The sequence below is a fragment of the Allokutzneria oryzae genome (assembly GCF_042429765.1).
Taxonomy (GTDB): Bacteria; Actinomycetota; Actinomycetes; order Mycobacteriales; family Pseudonocardiaceae; genus Allokutzneria; species Allokutzneria oryzae.
Genome location: NZ_JBHLZU010000020.1, coordinates 164,109 through 180,790, shown reverse-complemented (window position 1 = coordinate 180,790; position 16,682 = coordinate 164,109). Strand labels below are relative to the sequence as shown.

The window sequence follows — 16,682 nt, the reverse complement described above, 5'->3', positions numbered from 1 at the left end:
TCAGGAAGAGGTAGTGGCCCCGTTGCCGGGCTTCTCCTCCTCCTTGCCCTCCTCGGGCTTGCTCGCCTCCGGCTCGTTCGCACCGGGCTTGTCGAAGCTGGCGGGGACCCTGCGCAGGTGCTTGTTCATCGACCTGGCCAGGAACGCGACCGCGACGAAGAACAGGATCAGCAGCAGCAGACCGACAGGGGCGGCCTTGCCGAAGTCCTCGCCGCGCCCGCCCGGGTCGTCCGGCTTCGGTGGCTCCTGCGCCACGAGCGCCACCGTGCCGTCGTAACCAGTCGTCATGCGGTGACCTTCTCATGCACGCCGGAGAACAGGTCGTCCTCGGGCAGCGTGGTGTCCACCAGCGAGCGGGCCAGCTCGTACTCCTCGGTGGACCAGATCTCCCGCTCCAGGTCGCGCGGCACGGCGAACCAGCGGCTGGTCGGGTCGATCTGGGTGGCGTGCGCGCGCAGGGCGTCGTCGCGCTGGTCGAAGTACTCGCCGCACTCGACCTGCGTGGTGACCCGCTCCATCACGTCGGGCGAGTTCGAGTCCCACCTGCTGAGCCACTCCTCGTAGGGCGACTCCTCGCCGCGGGCGAGCAGCGTCTCGTGGAACTTGGTCAGCTTCGCGCGGGAGAAGCCGTGCGAGTAGTAGAGCTTCAGCGGCTGCCACGGAGCGCCGGCGCCGGGGAACCGCTCCGGGTCGCCCGCCGCGTCGAAGGCGGCGACGGAGACCTCGTGGCAGCGGATGTGGTCCGGGTGCGGGTAGCCGCCGTTCTCGTCGTAGGTGATCATCACGTGCGGCCGGAACTCCCGGACGACGCGGACCAGCTCCTCGGTGGAGACCTCCAGCGGCACCAGCGCGAAGCAGTCCTCCGGCAGCGGCGGCAGCGGGTCGCCCTCGGGGAAGCCGGAGTCGACGAAACCCAGCCAGCGGTGCTGGACGCCGAGGATCTCGGCGGCGCGGGCCATCTCCGCGCGGCGCACCTCGCCCATGTTGGCCTCGACCTCGGGGCTCTCCATGGCGGGGTTGAGGATGCTGCCCCGCTCGCCGCCGGTGCAGGTGACCACCATCACCTCGTGCCCCTCGGCGACGTAGCGCGCCGTGGTGGCAGCGCCCTTGCTCGATTCGTCGTCCGGGTGCGCGTGCACCGTCATCAGACGCAGCTTCTCGGCCATTGGTAGCTGTGGTCCCTCCTGCTCGCGGTCACCGGGGCCGGACGAAGACACCCGGCCCTCGCCGAGATGTTCAACTCCGAGATACTCAACTCCGACGAGCACTCCCATTGTTCCTAATGGGTCTGACAGTTTCGGCGCGGGGAGGCAGGGACCAGGTGACGGAGCAGGCGCTTCCCCCCGGTCGGTACGGCCGCAGCAGGGACCGGCGGATGCCGCGCTGGGCCCAGGTCTCACTGTTCGCGTTCTTCCTGTCACTGGGCGTCGCGGTCACCGTGATCGGTTTCCTGAACCTCGGCACCCAGCCGATCACCACCGAGCGGACCGCGTTCACGGTCGTCGACGACCACAGCGTAAAGATCAACTTTCAGGTGACGCGGGACGAGCCGTCCCGGCCCGCGGTGTGCGTCGTCCGGGCCCGGTCCGAGGACGGCGACGAGGCGGGCCGCAAAGAGGTCTACGTGGCCCCGGCGCGCGATCTTTCTTTGGAAACAACCGTTATCCGCACTTCGAAACGACCCGTTACCGGAGAGGTTTTCGGCTGCTCATACCAGGTCCCGGAGTATCTGGCACCTACCCCACGGCCAAGTGGGTGAACTGGGATAACGACCCCTCCCGGCGCCGGAAAACACGGGCGTCGGCAGTGCTTACCGTGATACCCTCGGTCGATGGCACGGCCTCTTTCGTGGGGCCGTGTTTTTCCGTTCGTGCCCACAGCCATTGGGTGCGAATGCTGCCGGCCTCGCATCCGTGAGGCCCGGGAGGAGACGAGGAGTGGTAACCGTGACCGAGACCCCGGTGACTTGGCTGACCCAAGACGCGCACGACAGGCTCAAGCAGGAGCTTGACGAGCACATCGCCAACCGCCCGGTGATCGCCGCGGAGATCAACGCCCGCCGGGAAGAGGGCGACCTCAAGGAGAACGGCGGCTACCACGCCGCCCGCGAGGAGCAGGGCCAGCTGGAGGCGCGCATCCGGCAGCTCCAGGAGCTGCTGCGCAGCGCCAAGGTGGGCGAGGCTCCCAGCGACTCCGGTGTCGCCCAGCCCGGCATGGTGCTGACCGTGCGGTACGAGGGCGACGACGAGACCGAGACCTTCCTGCTCGGCGCGCGCGAGGAGGGCTCCCACGGCAAGTTGGAGACCTACTCGCCGAACTCCCCGCTCGGCAAGGCCCTCCTGGGTGCCAAGGAGGGCGAGACCCGGGAGTACGAACTGCCCAGTGGCGGCAAGATGGCCGTGACCCTGGTGAACGTGAAGCCCTACCAGGGCTGAGCACGCTGACGCGAGACCCGGTCGCAGCGGCGGCCGGGTCTTTTGCGTGTCCGAGGCCTGTCCCGCACGTCCCGGGGAGACGCCGAACCGGGCGCGCGCACTCCGTCGGACACCTGGCGGCGCCGCCCCCCACCCCACCCCCACTCACCCCCGCGCCCCCGCGCCCACGTGGGCCAGCTGGCGCGGCCAGGGTTTTCGCGTTTTGTCACCTTGTTGCGAGAAAGAGCGCTCTCATTTCGCATTAAGGCTACAAAACGCGAGAGGAGGGGCTAGGCGTCGTCGAGCAGGCGCTCCAGCAGCGGCCGCACTCGGGGCGGGATGGGCGTGGACAGCGCGATTGCGGTGGACGTGCGCTGCACCCCGGCCGCGTCGACGACCTCGTCGATGACCCGCTGGAGGTCGTCGTTGGACCGGGCCACCATCCGCACCAGCAGGTCGCCCTGGCCGGTGGTGGCGTGCACCTCGCAGACCTCGTCGATGTCGGCGAGCCGACGGGCGACCTCCTGCCTGCGCCCCTGGGCGATCTCCAGGATGGCGAAGGCGGTCAGCCCGTAGCCCATGGCGGCGAGGTCGAGCGCGGGCGGGAACCCGCCGAGCACCCCGCGCCGCACCAGTCGGTCCAGCCGCGCCTGCACGGTCCCGCGGGCGACGCCGAGCCGGCGCGAGCACTCCAGCACGCCCAGCCGGGGCTCATCGGTGAGCAGCAGCAACAGCCGCGCGTCCAACGCGTCGAGCGGCTCGTCCCGCGCTTCCTCGGCCACGGCGCACCCCTCCTGGTCAGACTGCTCGATCTGACGATGGTTTTCCGGTCAGAGCTGAGCATTCTGACCAGTGAATCGACCGACTGTTGCTCACAGTGTCCTGGGACACCCATGCTCGGTGCAACGAACTGACAGCCGGTGACCGAGGAGTAGCCATGACCGAGACGCTCGACCAGGGCAAGCCCATGGACGACGTGAGCTTCGACCAGCTCCGGCAACTGGTCGGACTGGTGGACTACGACTCCTCCACCGACCCGTTCCCGGTCAAGGCGATGGACGCGGTGGTCTTCGTGGTGGGCAACGCCACCCAGACCGCGCTGTTCTACCAGTTCGCCTTCGGCATGGAGCAGGTCGCGTACTCCGGTCCGGAGACCGGCAACCGCGACCACAAGTCCTACGTGCTCAAGTCCGGCTCGGCCCGCTTCGTGATCAACGGCGGCGTCTCCCCGGACAGCCCGCTGCTGGACCACCAGCGCGCGCACGGTGACGGCGTGGTCGACCTGGCCCTTGAGGTCGGCGACGTGGACCGCTGCGTCGCGCACGCGCGGGAACAGGGCGCGACCGTCCTCGACGAGCCCTACGAGATCTCCGACGAGCACGGCACGGTGCGCATGGCCGCCATCGCGGCCTACGGCGAGACCCGCCACACCCTGATCGACCGGTCCCGCTACACCGGCCCCTACCTGCCGGGCTACGTGGCCAAGGAAGGTGCCTACCGCAAGCCCTCCGACGCGCCGAAGCGGCTGTTCCAGGCGGTCGACCACTGCGTCGGCAATGTCGAGCTCGGCAAGATGGACTACTGGGTCGAGTTCTACAACCGCGTCATGGGCTTCGTGAACATGGCGGAGTTCGTCGGCGACGACATCGCCACCGACTACTCGGCGCTGATGAGCAAGGTCGTCGCCAATGGCAACCACCGCGTGAAGTTCCCGCTGAACGAGCCCGCGGTGGCGCAGCGCAAGTCGCAGATCGACGAGTACCTGGAGTTCTACGGCGGCCCCGGCTGCCAGCACATCGCGCTCGCGACCAACGACATCCTGTCCACTGTGGACGCGATGCGCGCGGCGGGCGTGGAGTTCCTCGACACCCCGGACTCCTACTACGACGACCCGGAGCTGCGTGCGCGCATCGGCGAGGTGCGGGTGCCCATCGAGGAGCTGAAGAGCCGCAAGATCCTGGTGGACCGGGACGAGGACGGCTACCTGCTCCAGATCTTCACCAAGCCCACGGGCGACCGGCCCACGGTGTTCTACGAGATGATCGAGCGCCACGGCTCACTCGGCTTCGGCAAGGGCAACTTCAAGGCGCTGTTCGAGGCCATCGAGCGCGAGCAGGAGCGCCGGGGCAACCTCTGAGCCCGGTACCGCGGGCCCGCATCACCTTCTGGTGATGCGGGCCTGTTGCTTGCGGAAGGCCCGGTGGGAACCTCGGTATCGCACAGGCGTGGACCTGGCTACGGTTCTACCCACGCCTACCCACTGGGCCCCGGGCCAGCGACACCACGACCAGCCCGCCACACCGATGCGGAGCGCTCGTGTACGACTTTCTCTTACCGCACAGGGAAAATTCGGATCATACAGTCCACAATGGATAAAGCGGCGGCGCACAGGAACGGGGCGCTGGTGCCGAAGTGGTCTACGAGTACTCCGCCCGCGATGGGGCCGAGCAGAATGCTGATGCTCATGGCGGACAAGCCGCAGGGCGACGAGCGCGGACCTGCCGTCGCGCGCCTTGGGCCGGAGATCCCCGGTGCTCCAGTACGAGTGGGCCGACACCGAGCACGGCGAGCAGGGGTCCTCGACATGGGCCGAAGCTGAATACGTACGTTAATCGGCGCAGGTAACCCGCCCAGGCGGGTTACCTGCGGGTCAGAGTTGGCGGGAGACCGTGTAACCGACCTGGCGCAGCGTGGTGACCACCTGCTGGCAGTGCTCCGCGCCGCGCGTCTCCAGGTTCAGCGCCACGACGACCTCACCGAGCGCCAGCGCGCCCGACACCCGCGTGTGCTCCACGTCGAGCACGTTCGCGCCGAGCGCGCCGATCCGGGTGAGCAGCGCGCCGAGCGATCCCGGCCGGTCGGGCACCCGCACGCGCAGCGACAGGTAGCGGCCCGCGGCGTTCAGGCCGTGCTGGATCACGTGCAGCAGCAACAGCGGGTCCACGTTGCCGCCGGAGAGCACCACCGCGACCGGGCCAGGAAAGCGTCCGGGGTGGTCGAGCACGGCGGCCATCGCGGCGGCTCCGGCGGGTTCCACCACGAGCTTCTGCCGTTCGAGGCACATCAGCAGCGCTCGCGACAGCGACTCCTCGCTGACCGTCAGGATGTCGTCGACCAGCTCCGAGACGTGCGCGAAGGTGACCTCGCCGGGAATCCCGACCGCGATGCCGTCGGCGATGGTGTGCATCTCCGCCAGCTTGGTCGGAGCGCCGTTGGCCAGCGACTGCGGCCAGGTCGCCGCCTGCTCCGCCTGCACGCCGATCACCCGGCAGTCCGGCTTGACCGCCTTGACCGCCGCGGCCACCCCGCCGACCAGGCCACCACCGCCGCAGCCGACCAGGATGGTGCGGACCTCCGGCAGCTGCTCCAGGATCTCCAGCCCGATCGTGCCCTGCCCGGCGATCACGTCGGCGTGGTCGAAGGGGTGGATGAACTCCGCACCGGTCTTCTCCGCGAACAGCTTCGCCTCGACCAGCGCCTCGTCGACCGTCGCGCCGTGCAGGTGCACCTCGGCGCCGTAGGACCGGGTCGCGGCGAGCTTCGGCAGCGGCGCGCCGGTCGGCATGTAGACCGTCGCCTGACAGCCGAGCAGCGAGGCCGCGAGCGCGACGCCCTGCGCGTGGTTGCCCGCGCTGGCCGCGACGACCCCGCGCGAGCGCTGCTCCTCCGAGAGCCCGTGGATGCGCACGTACGCGCCCCGGAGCTTGAACGACCCGGTGCGCTGGAGGTTCTCGCACTTGAGGTAGACCGGCGTTCCGTGCAACCGCTCCAGCACGCCGGAGCGCTCAAGCGGGGTGTGCCGAACCACGCCCGCCAGCAACTTCTGCGCCGCGTGGATGCGGTCGAGACTGACCAGCTCCATGGTCGGTGATCCTGCCAGGACCAACGGACTGAGGACACGACTCGGCCGGGCGGGTACTCTCTGCTACGTGGTCGGTGCGCGCGGTCGCCCGCGCGATGACCCGATCCGAGCAGGCCGATCGCGGCCGAGATGACCCCTGGAGAGAGCAGATGGCTCACATGACGCGCAGCGGTGGGACGCTCTCCCTGGTCGCGGCACTGGCCGCGGCCGGAGCGCTCACCTTCACGGCGGTCTACACCGTCGTGCAGACGAGCTGCACCGATCAGGGCGAGATCGTGCAGCGAGGCGCGGTGCTGGAGCTCGTCGGCGGTTGTGTCGAGCACGACGACCTTCCCGCCGGTCCGCACAAGCCCGGCCACCCGGGCGCGGACCAGGCCGACGGCGACCACACGCCGAGCAAGATCCGTCCCTGACGCGAGACGACCCGGCCCAGCCACGTCGAAGGGCGCCCACCTGGTGACCAGGCGGGCGCCCTTCGTGCTTCGCGCGGTCGTCAGCCCAGCGCGCCGCGCAGGTCCTCGACCAGGTCCTCGCCGTCCTCGATGCCGACCGAGATCCGCACCAGCTCGGCGGGCACCTGCAGGGCAGAGCCCGCGGTGCTCGCGTGGGTCATCCGCCCGGGGTGCTCGATCAGCGACTCGACGCCGCCGAGCGACTCGGCCAGGGTGAACAGCCTGGTGCGCGAGCAGATATCCAGCGCGGCCGCCTCACCACCGGCGACGGTGAAGGAGATCATGCCGCCGAAGCGCCGCATCTGCTTGGCCGCCACGTCGTGGCCGGGGTGCTCGGGAAGGCCCGGGTAGAACACCTTGGTCACCGCCGGGTGCCTGGTCAGCATCTCCACGACGCGCTCGGCGTTGTCGCTGTGCTTCTCCATCCGCAGCGCCAGCGTCTTCACCCCGCGCAGGGTCAGCCACGCGTCGAACGGGCCGGGGACCGCGCCGCCGCCGTTCTGCAGGAACGCGAACTGCTCGGCCAACTCGTCGCTGTTGGTCACCAGCGCGCCGCCGACCACGTCGGAGTGGCCGCCGACGTACTTGGTGGTGGAGTGCAGCACCACGTCAGCGCCCAGCTCCAACGGGTTCTGCAGGTACGGGGAGGCGAAGGTGTTGTCCACCACCAGCTTCGCGCCCGCACCGTGCGCCACCTGGGCGAGCGCGGCGATGTCGGCGATGTTGAGCAGCGGGTTGGTCGGCGTCTCGCACCAGATCACCTTGGTGTTCGGCCGGATCGCGGCCCGCACGGCGTCCACATCGGACAGTGCGACCGGGGTGTGCTCGATGCCCCAGTGCGACAGGACCTTGTCCACCAGCCGGAAGGTCCCGCCGTAGGCGTCGTTGGGGATGACGATGTGGTCGCCGGGACGGCAGATCGACCGCAGCGCCACGTCCGAGGCGGACATGCCCGAGGCGAAGGCCCTGCCGTGCTTGCCACCCTCCAGGGAGGCGAGGCAGGTCTCCAGGGCCGTCCGCGTCGGGTTGCCGGTGCGGGAGTACTCGTAGCCCTCGCGCAGCCCGCCTACGCCGTCCTGGGCGTAGGTCGAGGTGGCGTGGATGGGCACGATGACCGACCCGGTGTGCGGGTCGGGTTCCTGGCCTGCGTGGATGGCCCTCGTCGCGAAACCGTCACTCATGCGGAGAGCGTACGCACTCCCCCGCCCACACCGAACTCCGATTCGCCCACCCCGCCTACACCGTGGGACAACCGGCCGCCAGCCGCCGACCGTCGGTCATGGGCTGGCGTCCCCCTGGCTGTGACGGACAGAGAAGACGCCAGCCCCCGGCGGGTGGCCGGGGGCTGGCGTCCTGGAGATGTCGAGGCTGGTCGGCCTACTGCTGGCCGGGCCACCCCTGCTGTCCGGGCTGCTGGCCCGGCTGCTGCTGGCCCCACTGCTGCTGCGGCTGCTGCGGAGCCTGCTGACCCCACTGCTGCTGCTGCGGCTGCTGCGGCTGCTGGCCCCACTGCTGCTGCGGGGCCTGCTGCTGGCCCCACTGGCCCTGCTGCTGGCCCCAAGCGGCCGCCTGCGCCTGGCCCGCACCGTTCGCGCCGATGGCCGCCGCGGTCTGCGGCAGGAACCACAGCACGGCGAGCACCGCGTTGAGGATGATGCCGACGAACACCGCGCCACCCGCGAACGAGCTGAGCATGATGAACACGACCAGGCCGATCACCGCGATACCGGCGGCGGCGCCACCGGCGATGAGCCTGCCCTGGATCTTGCCCTTCATGCCCGCCCAGAAGGCGCCGAAGGCCAGCACCGGGTAGAGCACGATCTGGACGATCGCCAGGATCATCGCGAAGGTGAGCGTGCCGGAGCTGGGCAGGTTCAGGCTGCCGAAGCGGCCGCCCGCGAACGAGCCCAGCTTGCTGACCTGGTCCATCGCCGCGAACAGGCTGGGCAGCTGGGTCAGGCCCAGGATCAGGCCGAGACCACCGACCGCGAAGCTGGCCCACATCGCGATGGGCAGCAGCGGCGGTCCGCTGGACGGAGCCTGCTGGCCCCAGCCCTGCTGCTGACCCCACTGCTGCTGCGGGGCCTGCTGGCCCCACTGGCCCTGCGGCTGCGCGCCGGGCTGCTGCTGGGCACCCCACGCCGGCTGCTGGAAGCCGCCGGAGGGCGTGCCGCCGCCCTGCTGCGGGGGCTGCTGCCCCCACTGCTGCTGCGGCTGCTGCTGGGCGCCCCACTGGGGCTGCTGCGGCTGCTGGCCGTAGCCCTGCTGCACCTGCTGGGTGGGCTGCTGCGCCGAGGCCCCACCGGCGACCACCTGGGTGGCGTCGGCGGAAGCGGCCTGCTGCTGGCCGGACGAGGAGACCACCTGGGTCGCGTCCGCCGCGTTGCCTGCGCCGCTGTCAGAGGAACCGCCGAGGGCGGAGGTGATCCCCTGCGAGCCCTCCTGGCCGGCGCCATGCGTTGTCGTCGGGAGCTCTCCCGCCGTGGACGGTGTCTGCTGCTCCGCCGCGGCCCCTCCCTTGTCCTCGTTGGTCTCGCCTGGTGCCTGCTGGCCGCCCTGGTTCTGGTTCTCGGGCGGCTGAGGAGCGGTCATCGGGTTCCTACCCCCTTGGCCTGGCTGGTAAGTCCGTGTGCGGCAACGCTAGCGGATGCTCCGAACGGACCAGAGGCGCGTCGGTGTTGGTCGGGTTTCGTATCGGTCAACGGCCTGCGAGGAAGCCCAGCACGTCCTGCCGGGTCACCACGCCTGCCGGTTTGCCATCCTCCAGCACCATGGCACCGTCCGCATCGGACAGAGCCTTCATCGCGGTGCTGATGGCCTCGCCGGCGCCGATGGTCGGCAGCGGCGGGGACATGTGCTGTTCGACGCGGTCGGTCAACTGGGCGTTCCCGGTGAACAACGCGTCGAGCAGGTCGCGCTCGTTGAGCGCGCCGGCGACCTCGGCCGCCATGATCGGTGGCTCCGCGTTGACCACCGGCATCTGGGAGACGCCGAACTCGCGCAGCACGGCGATCGCGTCGGCGACGGTCTCGTTGGGGTGCGCGTGCACCAGCTCCGGCAGGGTGCCGTCCTTGCGGCGCAACACATCCCCGACGGTGTGGCTGTTCTGGTCCGGCGGGAGGAAGCCGTAGGAGGACATCCAGGAGTCGTTGAAGACCTTGGACAGGTAGCCGCGCCCGCCGTCCGGCAGCAGCACGACCACGACGGCCTCCGGACCGAGCTTGGCGGCCACCCGCAGCGCCGCGGCCGCGGCCATGCCGCAGGAGCCGCCGACCAGCAGGCCCTCCTCGCGAGCGAGGCGGCGGGTCACGTCGAAGGAGTCGCCGTCGGAGACCGCCACGATCTCGTCGCAGATCTCGCGGTCGTAGGTGGTCGGCCAGAAGTCCTCGCCGACGCCCTCGACCAGGTACGGGCGGCCGGTGCCACCGGAGTAGACCGAGCCCTCCGGGTCGGCGCCGATGATCTGCACCCTGCCGCCGGAGATCTCCTTGAGGTAGCGGCCGGTGCCGGAGATCGTGCCGCCGGTGCCGATGCCCGCGACGAAGTGCGTGATCCTGCCCTCGGTCTGCTTCCACAGCTCCGGGCCGGTCGAGTGGTAGTGGCTCTCCGGGTTCTGCGGGTTGGCGTACTGGTTGGGCTTCCAGGCGCCGGGGATCTCCTTGACCAGGCGGTCGGAGACGTTGTAGTAGGAGTCGGGGTGCTCAGGAGCGACGGCGGTCGGGCAGACCACGACCTCGGCGCCGTAGGCCTTGAGCACGTTGCGCTTGTCCTCGCTGACCTTGTCCGGGCAGACGAAGACGCACTTGTAGCCCTTGCGCTGCGCGACGAGCGCGAGGCCGACCCCGGTGTTTCCGGAGGTGGGCTCGACGATGGTGCCGCCGGGGCGGAGCTCGCCGGAGCGCTCGGCCGCCTCGACCATGCGCAGCGCGATGCGGTCCTTCACGCTGCCGCCGGGGTTGAAGTACTCGACCTTCGCCAGCACGGTCGGTGCCAGGCCCTCGGCGAGCGAGTTCAGCTTGACCAGCGGGGTGTTGCCCACGAGGTCGACAATGTGTTCGGCGTACTCCACCGGTGCTTCCCTCTCAGCTGTGTGCGCGACCACGCGACGGGGCGCGCCGATCGGCGTGGCCTGTGGCGTGCCGAGGGTAGTCGCAGCCGCCACCAGCGCGAAGTCCGGTGTCGCGGGTCGTCGCCCGCACGTGACCCGTTCGGGCTCGATGCGGAACAATCAGCCGCGAGTTCTACGTCTTTCTGGGGGAGCCCGTTCGACACTCGACCAGCGACGGCCGGAGCCGAGCGGGCGGAGGGAGGTACTCGGCAGTGGCAGGTCTGCGCGCGGTGCGCATCGCGGCGGTGGCCGCCGGAGCCCTCGGCGGGCTTTCCGGGGCCGTGTACAGCCTGCTGAACGAGCAGTCGCGGCGCGCCCGCAAGATCATCGGCCTGCCGGAGGCACCCCCGCCGCGGGCCGACGGCGTGTACCTGCCCACCGGTGAGGGACCGCTGTCCCCCGAGGACCCGGCGATCGGCGATGCGCCGCTGTCCTTCGCGGTGATCGGTGACTCGATCGCGGCAGGGCTCGGCGTGGAGAACGCGACCGAACTGCCCGCCGTGCTGCTGGCGAAGGGGCTGGCCGAGGAGTCCGAACTGCCCGTCCTGCTGAGCACCTACGCCGTCAGCGGCTCGACCAGCCGGGAGCTCGCCGGACAGGTGGACCAGGCGCTCCAGCACCCGCCGGACGTCGCACTTGTGATCATCGGCGGCAACGACGTCACCACCCAGATCCCGATCACGACCTCGGCCGCGCTGCTGGAGGAGCACGTCGGCAGGCTGCGCGACGCGGGCACGGCCGTGGTCGCCGGAACCTGCCCGGACCTCGGCGCGGTGCGGCCGATCCCCCAGCCGCTGCGCTCGCTGGTGCGCTCCTGGAGCCTGCTGCTGGCCAGGATGCAGCACCGCGCGATCGAACGCGCGGGCGGCACACCGGTGCCGCTGGCGGACCTGCTCTCGCCGGAGTTCCTCACCCGGCCCGCCGAACTGTTCAGCGCGGACCGGTTCCACCCCTCCGCCGCCGGTTACATGATCTCCGTCGAGGTGCTGCTGCCCGCGATGTGCAGCGCCGTCGGCGTGTGGCAGGGCGGCCCGATCGCCGAACCCCCCACCCGCTCGGCAGCGGCGGAGGCGATGCGGCCGAGCAGGCGGATCGCCGCGAGGATCGAGGCGGCGCGACTCAGGCGGCGAACCTGAGTTACCGGCCGGTAGTGTCGGGTTCTCCCTCGGACATAAGGAGTTCCCATGCCGGAAGCCGTGATCGTCGCCGCGGCGCGTTCCCCGATCGGCCGCGCGGGCAAGGGCTCGCTGGTCGACGTCCGTCCCGACGACCTCGCCGCCCAGATGGTCACCGCGGCGCTCGGCCAGGTCCCCCAGCTCGACCCGCGCGAGATCGACGACCTGATGCTGGGCTGCGGCCTGCCCGGCGGTGAGCAGGGCTTCAACATGGGGCGCGCGGTGTCGGTGCTGCTCGGCCACGACCACCTGCCCGGCTGCACGGTGACCCGCTACTGCGCGTCGAGCCTGCAGACCACGCGGATGGCGCTGCACGCGATCAAGGCGGGCGAGGGCGAGGTCTTCGTCAGCGCGGGCGTGGAGATGGTCTCGCGCTTCGCCAAGGGCAGCTCGGACTCGTGGCCCGACACCCACAACCCCGTCTTCGCCGACGCCGAGGCGCGCACCGCGCGGACGGCGGAGGCCGGAGCGGAGGAGTGGCACGACCCGCGCGAGGACGGGGCGGTGCCCGACGTCTACATCGCGATGGGGCAGACGGCGGAGAACCTGGCCCTGCTCAAGGGGGTCAGCCGCGAGGAGATGGACCACTTCGGCGTCCGCTCGCAGAACCTGGCGGAGCAGGCGATCGCCAACGGCTTCTGGGCGCGGGAGATCACGCCGGTCACCAAGCCGGACGGCACGGTGGTCAGCGCCGACGACGGCCCGCGCGCCGGGGTCACCTACGACAAGACCGCGACGCTCAAGCCGGTGTTCCGCCCGAACGGCAGGGTCACCGCGGGCAACTGCTGCCCGCTCAACGACGGCGCGGCGGCGCTGGTGATCATGAGTGACACCAAGGCGGCGCAGCTCGGCATCACGCCGCTGGCCCGCGTGGTCTCCACCGGCGTCTCCGGGCTCTCGCCGGAGATCATGGGCCTCGGCCCCGTCGAGGCGTCGAAGAAGGCGCTGGCGCTGGCGGGCATGTCCATCGGCGACATCGACCTCGTGGAGATCAACGAGGCGTTCGCGGCCCAGGTGATCCCGTCCTACCAGGAGCTGGGCGTCGACCTGGACCGGCTCAACGTCAACGGCGGGGCGATCGCGGTCGGCCACCCGTTCGGCATGACCGGTGCCCGCATCACCACCACGCTGATCAACTCGCTGCGCTTCCACGACAAGCAGTTCGGCCTGGAGACGATGTGCGTCGGCGGGGGCCAGGGCATGGCCATGGTGCTCGAACGCCTCAGCTGAGGCCGCGACGCGAAGGGCCCCGGTCGCGACGACCGGGGCCCTTCGTGTGTCGCAGGTGCGCGACGGAGGTCACTCCTGGCGCAGGTAGGACAGCAGTCGCAGGATCTCCATGTACAGCCACACCAGCGAGGCCACCAGCCCGAAGGCGGTGAACCAGGCCCACTTGGCCGGGTAGCCGGCGCGGACCATCTCGTCGGCCTGGTCGAACTCCAGCAGCAGGGTGAACGCCGCGATCACGATGAACACCAGGCTGATCAGGATGGAGAAGGTGCCACCGCTGCGCAGACCGAAGCCCTCGGGGATGAAGAAGCTCAGCAGCAGGTTGGACAGCATCAGGATGCCCGCGCCGATCACACCGGCGACGATCATCTTGGTCAGGCGCGGGGTCACTCGGATCGCGCCCGTCTTGTAGACGATCAGCATGCCGACGAACACACCGGCGGTGCCGATGACGGCCTGCATGCCGATGCCGCCGTACTGCGGGTTGAGCTCGTAGAGCCCGGTGATCGCACCGAGCACCGTGCCCTGGGCCGCCGAGTAGATCAGCGTGAGGGCGGCGCTCGGCTTGGGGCGGAAGCACATGAACAGCGCGACGCCGATCCCGACGAGGGCGGCGGGCAGCGCGAGCACGTACATACCGCTGATGGCGGTCGCCAGACCGGCGGCGAGCACAACGGCGAGCGACAGGGCCGTCTTGATGACCACGTCGTCGACGGTGATCGGCCGCTCGGCGCTGGGCGCCGACGGGTAGGGGTCATAGCCGGTGGCCTGGCCACCGTGCTGGAACGAGGCGTATCCACTGCTGCTGCTCGGCAGGTTGCGGAACGCCGGGTTGCTCGAAGTGCGCACCTCAGTCCTCCAGGAACGTGCTCACACCGTCTGCCGAGTACAACGTCGGTCGACGCGCTTCGGTTCCCGAGACGGTTAAAGACGACTTTACTCGGCGGTCGCGAAGCCCACCCCGGGGTCGGCCGAATCGGGGCGGATCTTTATTCTTCGATGTCTACTACGCCACATACCGGCGGTAGGTGACGATCTCCAGCCGCCTTTCGTGGATCTTGATACGACTGGGCGTACCAGCGCGTTAGCCCTTCTGTGCTAATCCAACAACGCAACGCGCACGTTGTCCTCCTGCGGTTGTCGCCCCAACAGTGGCTTGTGACCGGTTCGGGTCGGTCGAAACCATCGTCGCGGGTGCCGTACACCATGATCGGCATCAAGATCAACCGAGGAGCCATATGTCTGGCCAACGGCTGGGCCACCGCAGGGTGCTGGCGAGCGTCGCCGCCACCGCCCTGTTCACCATCGCCGGATCGCTGGCGCTGCCGGCGGTCGCGGGCGCGACCGGAGAGAAGCTGGGTCAGCACACCGACGCCCAGCCCTACAAGAACAACCCCGAGCCGAAGGACTGGCTCGGCTCCTACGACTGGCGCGGCAAGCAGGCGTGGTGCGTGCGCTTCGGGCTCAACGTGCCCGACGACGGCGTCGAGTACACCCAGTCCACCAGCCCGCTGACCAACAAGTGGGGCGAGCCGCTCGGCAAGGACGTGGCGGCGAAGATCTCCTACCTGCTGCTGCGCTACCAGGACACCACGTCGGCCGACGAGGCCGCCGCGCTCGCGCACGTGCTGCACGTGTGGACCTCGGGCACCACCGACCCGGGCCGCCTCGACCCGAACAACACCTTCGAGACCGTCGGCTACGACGAGAACTTCCACTTCGAGCGGCTCTCCGCCGAGGCCAAGACCGCCGTGGCGGCGCTGCGCGAGGACGCCGACGCTCACTTCGGCCCGTGGAAGGTCGAGCTGACCGCGCCGAAGGACGACCAGATCATCGGCAAGTCCGGCAAGTGGCAGCTGACGGTGACCTCGGCCACCGGCAAGCCGGTCGGCGACGTCCCGGTGAAGCTGCAGGCCACCGACGGCACGCTGGGCGGAGGGGAAACCGCCCGGACCCCGAAGGACGGCAAGCCGCTGAGCATCGCGCTCACCCCCACCGGCGAGGCGCCCAAGCTGGCCGCATCGGTGGAGAACCCGAACGCCGACCCGGTGCTGCTGATCCCGTCGAACCCGAAGATGCAGCAGATCATCACCACCGGCGGGCAGAGCACCGCCAAGGCCGAGGCCGAGGCCAAGGCGCGCACCGCTCCCGGCGTCGTCCGGATCACCAAGGTCGACGCCGCGACCGGCAAGGGCGTCAGCGGGGTCGCGCTGCGGGTGACCGCGGCCGACAAGACCTCGGCGCTGCTGAAGCAGGACGGCACGAAACTCGTCGGCGCGGATGGTCAGCCCGCGGTGCTGCAGACCGGGCAGGATGGCCTGGTGGACATCGCCGACCTGAAGACGCCCCAGGAGGCCTGCCTCATCGAGGTGGCGCCCGCGCCGGGCTACGAGGAGGGCTTCGACCCGGCGGCGCCGCCGACGGTGTGCGGCAAGCTGACGCCGGGGGCGACCCTCGCGCTGACGCTGACCAACAAGCCGAACACCCCGAAGATCACCGTGCCGCGCACCATCCCGGCCGGTGACCTCGGTGAGCTGGCGCTGGTCACCGGGGCCACCACGAGCAGCGTGAACACCCCGGCGCTCGCCGGGATCGGCGCGCTGGGCGCGGCGGCGGGCGCACTCGGCCTGCTCGTGCGGCGCGGGCGAGGCGCTCGACGGTGATGGCGCGGGAACAGTCGCTCTACCCGAGCCGGGCCGGCCTTGGCGCGCGCGCCAAGGCCGGTGTCGGCCTCTTCGTGGTCGCCGCCGCGGCAGCGGCGATGGGCGTCGCCGGGCTGGACCTGCGCACGACGGTCACCGGTGAGGCGGTCAGCGGACCGGAACGCCCTGCGGTGCAGCTGCTGCCGGGGACGGACCTGAGCGAGTCCACGACGAGCGTGCGCCGCTGGGGTCTGCCCGGTGGCGTGGTGAGCGCCCCGGCCCCGCCGCCTCCGCCCGCGCCGGTGCAGCCGCCGGGCCAGAAGCCGGGGACGGTGCGACTGCCCGGTGGCGGAACGGCGACGCTGGTGCGCAAGGAGGTCGGCCCCGACGCGACGCTCCCGGTGCCCGAGGGCATCCGCGAGGCGACGTGGTGGGGCGCGGGTCTCGGCGCGCCGAACGGAGCGACACTGCTGGCCGGGCACGTGAACTTCCGCGGCGCCGTCGGTCCGTTCAACGAGCTGTGGAAGGCGCAACAGGGCCAGGACATCACCGTGTCCGACGCCGACGGCAAGGTGTACAAGTACAAGATCAACGAGATCGTCACGCTGCACAAGAACGAGCTGCCGGAGTCGGCGGACCAGCTGTTCTCACAGCAGGGGCCGCACCGACTGGTGCTGGTGACCTGTGGAGGGCGGTGGGTCGGCGGCGATCTCGGCTACAACGAGAACCGGATCGTCGTGGCGCAACCCGAAGTCTGAGAAAGCACAGCCTGAGCACGAACGAGAGCCGAGGCCCGGAG

16 protein-coding genes are annotated in these 16,682 nt (G+C 70.4%); 8 read left to right on the top strand and 8 right to left on the bottom strand.

Going from position 1 to position 16,682, the window contains the following annotated elements:
• Both ACFFQA_RS25245 and mca read right to left on the bottom strand, forming a co-directional pair.
• The gene (locus ACFFQA_RS25245; protein ID WP_377857053.1) at positions 1 to 288 is read right to left on the bottom strand and encodes a hypothetical protein; all 288 of its coding nucleotides are present in this window, start codon (positions 286 to 288) and stop codon (positions 1 to 3) included.
• Entirely contained in the window at positions 285 to 1,166 is an 882-nt protein-coding gene (gene mca / locus ACFFQA_RS25240) for a mycothiol conjugate amidase Mca (protein ID WP_377857050.1), read from the bottom strand. The genes ACFFQA_RS25245 and mca overlap by 4 nt, the downstream gene beginning before the upstream one ends.
• Before the next feature lie 155 nt (positions 1,167 to 1,321).
• On the opposite strand from mca, the gene ACFFQA_RS25235 reads away from it, so the two are divergent.
• The gene (locus ACFFQA_RS25235; protein ID WP_377857047.1) at positions 1,322 to 1,759 is read left to right on the top strand and encodes a DUF4307 domain-containing protein; all 438 of its coding nucleotides are present in this window, start codon (positions 1,322 to 1,324) and stop codon (positions 1,757 to 1,759) included.
• Between the two features lie 178 nt (positions 1,760 to 1,937).
• On the top strand, positions 1,938 to 2,435 hold the full coding sequence (greA, locus tag ACFFQA_RS25230) for a transcription elongation factor GreA (RefSeq protein ID WP_377857044.1): 498 nt from the start codon (positions 1,938 to 1,940) through the stop codon (positions 2,433 to 2,435).
• Positions 2,436 to 2,704: 269 nt separating this feature from the next.
• Here greA and ACFFQA_RS25225 read toward each other — a convergent pair whose 3' ends face one another.
• Positions 2,705 to 3,196, bottom strand: coding sequence for an Lrp/AsnC family transcriptional regulator (locus tag ACFFQA_RS25225; protein ID WP_377857041.1), 492 nt, complete (start codon positions 3,194 to 3,196; stop codon positions 2,705 to 2,707).
• A 155-nt stretch (positions 3,197 to 3,351) separates the two neighbouring features.
• Between ACFFQA_RS25225 and hppD the strand changes: the two genes are divergently transcribed.
• Complete coding sequence (hppD, locus tag ACFFQA_RS25220; RefSeq protein ID WP_377857039.1) at positions 3,352 to 4,551, top strand: 4-hydroxyphenylpyruvate dioxygenase; 1,200 nt, start codon at positions 3,352 to 3,354, stop codon at positions 4,549 to 4,551.
• Between the two features lie 513 nt (positions 4,552 to 5,064).
• On the opposite strand, the gene ilvA is transcribed toward hppD, so the two are convergent.
• Positions 5,065 to 6,276 (bottom strand): threonine ammonia-lyase, encoded by a 1,212-nt coding sequence (ilvA, locus tag ACFFQA_RS25215; protein WP_377857036.1) that lies wholly within the window; start codon positions 6,274 to 6,276, stop codon positions 5,065 to 5,067.
• Positions 6,277 to 6,425: 149 nt separating this feature from the next.
• On the opposite strand from ilvA, the gene ACFFQA_RS25210 reads away from it, so the two are divergent.
• Entirely contained in the window at positions 6,426 to 6,689 is a 264-nt protein-coding gene (locus ACFFQA_RS25210; RefSeq protein ID WP_377857034.1) for a hypothetical protein, read from the top strand.
• Positions 6,690 to 6,769: 80 nt separating this feature from the next.
• Here ACFFQA_RS25210 and ACFFQA_RS25205 read toward each other — a convergent pair whose 3' ends face one another.
• From ACFFQA_RS25205 to ACFFQA_RS25195, 3 genes are all read right to left on the bottom strand, one after another.
• On the bottom strand, positions 6,770 to 7,909 hold the full coding sequence (locus ACFFQA_RS25205; RefSeq protein ID WP_377857031.1) for a cystathionine gamma-synthase: 1,140 nt from the start codon (positions 7,907 to 7,909) through the stop codon (positions 6,770 to 6,772).
• A gap of 196 nt (positions 7,910 to 8,105) precedes the next feature.
• Positions 8,106 to 9,320, bottom strand: coding sequence for a hypothetical protein (locus ACFFQA_RS25200; protein WP_377857029.1), 1,215 nt, complete (start codon positions 9,318 to 9,320; stop codon positions 8,106 to 8,108).
• A gap of 106 nt (positions 9,321 to 9,426) precedes the next feature.
• Positions 9,427 to 10,797, bottom strand: coding sequence for a cystathionine beta-synthase (locus ACFFQA_RS25195; RefSeq protein WP_377857026.1), 1,371 nt, complete (start codon positions 10,795 to 10,797; stop codon positions 9,427 to 9,429).
• Between the two features lie 251 nt (positions 10,798 to 11,048).
• On the opposite strand from ACFFQA_RS25195, the gene ACFFQA_RS25190 reads away from it, so the two are divergent.
• A complete protein-coding gene (locus ACFFQA_RS25190; protein WP_377857024.1) occupies positions 11,049 to 11,972 on the top strand; it encodes an SGNH/GDSL hydrolase family protein in 924 nt (307 codons plus the stop codon).
• Between the two features lie 48 nt (positions 11,973 to 12,020).
• The gene (locus ACFFQA_RS25185) at positions 12,021 to 13,241 is read left to right on the top strand and encodes an acetyl-CoA C-acetyltransferase (protein WP_377857021.1); all 1,221 of its coding nucleotides are present in this window, start codon (positions 12,021 to 12,023) and stop codon (positions 13,239 to 13,241) included.
• Between the two features lie 69 nt (positions 13,242 to 13,310).
• Here ACFFQA_RS25185 and ACFFQA_RS25180 read toward each other — a convergent pair whose 3' ends face one another.
• Entirely contained in the window at positions 13,311 to 14,090 is a 780-nt protein-coding gene (locus ACFFQA_RS25180) for a Bax inhibitor-1/YccA family protein (RefSeq protein ID WP_377857019.1), read from the bottom strand.
• A 389-nt stretch (positions 14,091 to 14,479) separates the two neighbouring features.
• Between ACFFQA_RS25180 and ACFFQA_RS25175 the strand changes: the two genes are divergently transcribed.
• Both ACFFQA_RS25175 and ACFFQA_RS25170 read left to right on the top strand, forming a co-directional pair.
• Positions 14,480 to 15,904 (top strand): hypothetical protein, encoded by a 1,425-nt coding sequence (locus ACFFQA_RS25175; protein WP_377857016.1) that lies wholly within the window; start codon positions 14,480 to 14,482, stop codon positions 15,902 to 15,904.
• Positions 15,904 to 16,641 (top strand): class F sortase, encoded by a 738-nt coding sequence (locus tag ACFFQA_RS25170; protein ID WP_377857014.1) that lies wholly within the window; start codon positions 15,904 to 15,906, stop codon positions 16,639 to 16,641. Before ACFFQA_RS25175 ends, ACFFQA_RS25170 begins: the two co-directional genes overlap by 1 nt.
• The last annotated feature ends 41 nt before the right edge of the window (positions 16,642 to 16,682 follow it).